Raw genomic sequence first — 6,332 nt, forward strand, 5'->3', positions numbered from 1 at the left:
GTATTTACATCATAAGAATAACTCAGGTTTACCAGCGACGCAATATTAAATCCTGCTAGAAGCGAAAAAGAATCGTTGTTCCTGAAACTGGTTCCAACCCAAAACTTATCCCGATAGGCAAATTTCAAATTGGCATCGAAAGTAGCCGGAGCGTTGACCCAATATGAAATCRAACCAGAGGGGATCATTGCAATATCCTCATCCAGAAATATTTTATAACCCGCCGTTCCGTAAAAAGTAGCTGCTTGGTATGGACTGGTTTTAACTTGATTATTTACAATACTGCTTTTATTTCCAACCAGCTGTTTTGCTGAAACACCAGCAAAAAATCGTGGACTATACAACCAAATACCTGCGCCAATATCGGGTCTAATTTTGTTGTTATAATCGGCAGAGAATAAAGGGTCGCCCGATTCATCGGCTATAATTCCGCGTACATCAACACTGATCGATTTAAATCCTCCTGATAAACCAACTGATAAATTTACTTCGTTTGTAAGGCCTAAATGATATGCATAGGTTAAATTCACATTAGTCTGCCGAACCAAACCGGCTTTATCCGTCATGGCCACCAGGCCAATTCCATGGTGAGGCTCTGCCGCGGTGTAGCTGTTTACAAAACTTCTGCTCATTGGATTGTCTCCATTCCCGGCAAATGAATTTACATTGCTCCGAACAAAATCTTCGCCAATAGCGGTACTTAAAGAAAGGTATTGTGTACTTGGTGCACCTTCTAAACCGCTCCACTGTTTGCGTAAACCTATTTTTAAATCTGTATAATTATCTATTCCCGATAATGCAGGATTCAACAGGATATTGTTAAAAATATATTGGGTGCTCCTGGGGATTTCTTGGCCATAGCTATAAAAGAATAAGCAGGCAAACAGAGAGAGCGCGTAAAAAAATTTCATGTAAACCTTAATAGTGATGCGTTAATTGATTGATACTAAAAAGCCTATCAATACAAGGGCTAAGATAATAAGTTGTAGCCAATTATAAAGCATTTAATGTTTATCTGCCTTTAACTTCAAAATAAACGTTCCATCCAATAGTAGCAATTAACCATTCTTTTAAATTTCGATAAAAAAAACTGATAATTTTTATCTCAAAAACCGCTACTTCTTTTTGATGTAACCTCAAAATATTGTAAGTTTAAAGTTTTTTAAGCGCTTAGCTTAGAAAAAATTTTAAACCAATCAATGTTACGTGTCGATAGCTCTAAAACCTGTAAAGTGGTGTACTCTTTGTGCAAACATGAGTACTTGGGCTATTTAATTGAACCTCACGTTGTTCAGCTCAATCCACAAGGAGATTTTTCGTTTACTTACCAACGGATTTTTACGCATACCGCAGAAGAATTTAATGCCTGTTTAAGTGATATTGATTATAAACTGATCAAAATTTTAGATGACATTGAGCAAGACTCGCTGATTAAAAAATATTATAAAAAGCTAATCAGGCCAACTGAGTTTTTCACTAAAATTTTCGACAATAAATTTTATGAAAATGTTCGCCCTAAAATCGAAAAGAAACTTGCCGAAGCTTTAGAGCTTTTAAAGGTCAAAAACGAGCTTTATGTAATGGACAAAGATGGCTGGCCGGTAGAACGCAAAATCGAACTGGCTGATGAGCCTGCATCTATTCTTTTTCATTTCCGAAGGAACGAAACTGAAACACGTTATTTTCCGACCATCAAATATCAGAATCTGCGCATCGAATTTATGTTTAAAGAAGCACAGATTATCAGCAACAAACCTGCGTGGTTATTGCTTAACGATGTATTGTACTTTTTTGATCAGGATATTGAAGGAAAAAAACTGCAACCCTTTTTAAACAAACGGTTTATTGCCATACCCAAAACAACCGAAGCCACTTATTTTGAAAAGTTTGTAGCCCCTTTAATAGAAAAGCACCATGTGTATGCCGAAGGTTTCGAAATCAGAACCGAACAATTTGAGGCAACACCGGTAATTAAAGTTTTATATGTTGATGGTGGTCTTTCTCAAATTCAGCTATATTTTAAATATGGCGAATATACTTTCCCGGTAGAGAATGCGCACAAAGTAACTGTACGTTTAGAAAAAACTGCCGATAACTATATTTTCCACCGCATCAAACGTTCGGCAGAATGGGAGAAAAAGCAGTTTAATTTGCTGTTATCCTTAGGACTAAAAAAAACGAGTTCTTTATTCAGCAACCTGGAAGTAGCTTCTGCCGAAGAAAATCCAAGTTACGGGGCTATAAATTGGGTAAACGAGCATATCGAAATTTTACAGGCATCGGGTTTTGAAATTGAACAGGCCACAGGGCAGAAAAAATTTGTTTTCGGTGCCAGCAAAATAGATCTTGAAGTTAAAGAAGGAAACGATTGGTTCGATATCCATGCTGTGGTATGGTTTGGAAAATACCAGATTCCTTTTCTTTCACTAAAGCAACATATTCTACACAAAAAGCGTGAGTTTTTGTTGCCCGATGGTGAAGTAGCTATTATCCCTGATAAATGGTTTACCCAATACGGTAGTTTATTCAGTTTGGCAGAGGCCGGAAAAACGCTAAAATTAAAGAAACACCATATCGGTCTCATCAATGATCTGGCTGAAGATAGTCTGGCTAATGTTACGCTTGAACGCAAATTACAGCGATTATCAGACTTTGAAGATATTGCTGATACGCAAATGCCTGTTCATTTTAAAGGCAGTTTACGCGATTACCAGAAAGCCGGTTATAACTGGTTCAGCTTTTTACGCGAATACAATTTCGGTGGCTGTTTGGCCGATGATATGGGTTTGGGTAAAACCATCCAGACATTGGCTATGCTGCAAAAGGTGAAGGAAGATGACCAATTGCTTGAAACGCAGACGACCTCGCTCATCATCATGCCTACCTCTTTAATTTACAATTGGTTAACGGAGGCTAAAAAGTTTACACCAAAGCTTAAAATACTGGCACATACCGGTACCAACCGAAATAAAGATGTTACCAATTTTGCCAATTACGATATTATCATTACCACTTACGGTGTAACCAGAGTAGATGTAGATGAATTGAAAAACTTTTATTTCAACTACATTATTCTCGATGAAAGTCAGAACATTAAAAACCCCGCATCAAAATCGTTTAAAGCCGTTAGAAGCTTAAAATCTAAACATAAACTGATTCTGAGCGGTACACCCGTAGAAAACTCAGTAAGCGATTTATGGTCGCAGTTGACCTTTTTAAACCCTGGTTTATTGGGTACACAGGCATTCTTCTACGAAGAATATGTACAAGCGATAGAAAAGAAAAAGGACGAAGAAAAAGCGCGTAAACTGCAATCGATTATCAAACCATTTGTACTCCGTAGAACGAAAGAGCAGGTGGCTGCAGAATTGCCGCCAAAAACGGAACAGGTAATTTATTGCGACATGAGCGAAGATCAGGCCGCATATTACGAAAAAACAAAATCTGCCTACCGTAACGATTTATTGCAGAGCATGGACGATGGAACTTTCGCAAAGAAACAGGTACAGCTATTACAAGGGTTAACCGCCCTACGCCAGTTGGCCAACCACCCTGTAATGATTGATGGCACCTATGTTTCAGATTCAGGAAAGTTCGAAAACGTAATTCATACGCTCGATAACGTACTTAAAGGCGGACATAAGGTTTTGGTTTTTTCTCAGTTTGTAAAACATCTTGATATCTTCAAAAAACATTTTGAAGCGGAAAATATTCCATTTGCTTATTTAGATGGCGCAACCCGTAACCGTGGCGAAATTGTTTCCGAATTTCAGCAGAATACTGAGCTGAAAGTCTTCTTAATCTCTATAAAAGCAGGCGGCGTAGGTTTAAACTTAACACAAGCTGATTATGTTTTTATCCTCGATCCATGGTGGAACCCGGCAGTAGAACAACAAGCCATCGACAGAACGCACCGTATTGGTCAGGATAAAAAGGTTTTCATCTACAAATTCATCGCAAAAGATACCGTAGAAGAGAAAATATTGGCCTTGCAGAACCGTAAAAAATCGCTCGCAAACTCTTTAATTACAACTGAAGAAAGTTTCTTTAAATCGCTGAGCAAGGAAGACATACGCGATATATTGAATTAATCGCCGAAAATTTGCCACAGAGGCGCTGCAATCACAGAAGTTCTTATATGATTGCCACTCTGAGCGAAGTCGAACAGTTTATTTGAATATTGCACCCTCTAACAGACTATTCCACTTAATTTTTTGCCACGGAAACACGGAAATCACGGATGTACTCTCCGTTGGTCACTCTGAGCGGAGTCGAAGAGTTTGCTGTGTAAACAGGCATCCATAGCCAGTATCTAACAAACCTTTCAAGTTATTCTTTGCCACGGAGACACAGAAATCACAGAGTATGCTTCGCAGCATCCTATTATTTTACTATTTTAGTAAATACATCCCAAGTTAATTAGTTAACCTTTATTAAATCTCTTGGTATGGAAATCCGTCAATCGAACTTCCCATTAAAAAACGAAACAGACCTAATTATTAGTGCTGCTATTGAAATTCATAGCCATTTAGGTTGTGGTTTTCTAGAAATCGTTTATAAAGATGCACTTTGTATAGAACTAAAAAACAGGGATTATTTTTATGAAAGAGAGAAGTTATACCAAGTTTATTATAAAGGTATTCCCCTACCCCATAGCTTTTATGCCGACTTTATCATATTCGATACGGTAATATTAGAAATTAAATCAAAAAGTGCTATTGCAAGCGCCGATATAGCGCAAACTCTAAACTACTTAAGATGTTCAGGTTGCAAAGTTGGGCTTATTTTAAATTTCGGTAAACCAACGCTCGAAATCAGGCGTGTTGTTTTATAATCCTGGTTATTAGTACTTCTTCCGTGTTAATCAGCGTTTCTGTGGCTAAACATCAACGTGAATACAAACAACCTGGTCTTCCGTACTAATCTGTGTCTCCGTGGCAACATACACAATTAAATTTCTTTTCAAAACTCATTTCCTTCTTACTTGTTATACAGTAGAACATAAATTTAACCATCATGACAAATCAAGATTTTAATACCGCTGTAAACAATGTTAAGGAAGCCTGGAAGTACCCAGAATTGTTCGAAAACGTTTCAAAATCTGAACGTTGGTTATCTGGAACTGCAGGAACATATTTACTTTTTAAAGGCATCACCAGCATTTTTTCGCATCCTGTAATTGGCCTTACGGGTGCAGCAATTGGTGCAGGATTACTGTACCGCGGCATCACGGGTTATTGCCCAATGCGCGATTTGGCAGAACAGCGTAAAGAAGATATTGCCCCTGACGAAGTAATTATAAGCGAAACCTACGTTGTTGACGATTTGGGGTAAAATTTTAAATACGAAATTTCCTTTTCTTAATAAACTGGTTAACTTTAAAAAGTTAAACCACAATCATGAACAAGTACACACTATTATTTATTCCTGCATTTTTTGCAGGGCAAGCTATGGCACAAGATAAAAAACCAGATCCTGCCAAAGACCCAAAAACAACCGAGGTTTGGGAACCCGTTCCTAAAATTGTTACACCGGGCAAATTGCCTCAGGATGCACCATCTGATGCTACCATTCTTTTCAACGGAAGAAATTTAGATGCATGGCATTCTGTTAAAGATCCTTCTAAACCAGCTGCCTGGACAATAGATGATGGTTTTTTTACGGTAAAAAAAGGCACTGGGAATATCGAAACCAATAAAAAGTTTACCGATTACCAATTGCACATGGAATGGAAAATTCCCGAAAACATATCTGGCGAAGGTCAGGCACGTGGAAATAGCGGGGTGTTTTTAGCATCAACAGGTGGCGGTGATGACGGTTACGAAATCCAGATTATGGATGCTTACAACAATAAAACCTATGTTAACGGACAAACAGGCAGTGTTTACAAACAAGCTATTCCATTGGCAAATGCCAACAAGAAACCAGGTGAATGGCAATACTACGATATCATCTGGAACGCACCGCGTTTTAATGAAGATGGAACAGTACAAAAACCAGCRAGTGTTACTGTATTTTTAAACGGCGTACTTTTACAGAACGGATTTGTACTAAAAGGGGAAACCAGGTATATCGGTGCACCAGAATACAAAAAACATGGTCCGGCTTCAATCAAATTACAAGATCACGGCGATCCAAGTCCTGCAATCAGTTACAGGAACATCTGGGTAAGAGAATTATAATTTCAACAAAACAACAATAAGAAACCTGCAGATCAAAAGTTTGCGGGTTTTGTTTTATAAGATAATTTCATTGATAATTGTACCAAATTTAGTGTCGATTTTTTTTTATGAACAAAGGCAGATTAGAAGCATTTAGTGATGGAGTAATTG

The 6,332-nt window shown here is 37.9% G+C and carries 5 protein-coding genes; 4 read left to right on the top strand and 1 reads right to left on the bottom strand.

Going from position 1 to position 6,332, the window contains the following annotated elements:
- On the bottom strand, positions 1–911 hold a 911-nt coding region (locus AC1DPQ_RS14370; RefSeq protein ID WP_477609899.1), incomplete at its 3' end, for a PorP/SprF family type IX secretion system membrane protein.
- Positions 912–1,199: 288 nt separating this feature from the next.
- Between AC1DPQ_RS14370 and AC1DPQ_RS14375 the strand changes: the two genes are divergently transcribed.
- The 4 genes from AC1DPQ_RS14375 (at position 1,200) to AC1DPQ_RS14390 (ending at position 6,182) form a co-directional block, all read left to right on the top strand.
- Positions 1,200–4,091 carry a DEAD/DEAH box helicase gene (locus AC1DPQ_RS14375; protein ID WP_477609901.1) on the top strand — a complete coding sequence of 964 codons (2,892 nt, stop codon included), beginning with the start codon at positions 1,200–1,202 and terminating at the stop codon, positions 4,089–4,091.
- 356 nt (positions 4,092–4,447) lie between these two features.
- A complete protein-coding gene (locus AC1DPQ_RS14380) occupies positions 4,448–4,834 on the top strand; it encodes a GxxExxY protein (RefSeq protein WP_029278252.1) in 387 nt (128 codons plus the stop codon).
- Between the two features lie 182 nt (positions 4,835–5,016).
- Positions 5,017–5,334, top strand: coding sequence for a YgaP family membrane protein (locus AC1DPQ_RS14385; protein WP_477584209.1), 318 nt, complete (start codon positions 5,017–5,019; stop codon positions 5,332–5,334).
- 65 nt (positions 5,335–5,399) lie between these two features.
- Positions 5,400–6,182 carry a 3-keto-disaccharide hydrolase gene (locus AC1DPQ_RS14390; protein WP_477609903.1) on the top strand — a complete coding sequence of 261 codons (783 nt, stop codon included), beginning with the start codon at positions 5,400–5,402 and terminating at the stop codon, positions 6,180–6,182.
- Positions 6,183–6,332: the final 150 nt, after the last annotated feature.

This window comes from Pedobacter sp. 01T416_2 (assembly GCF_056398925.1).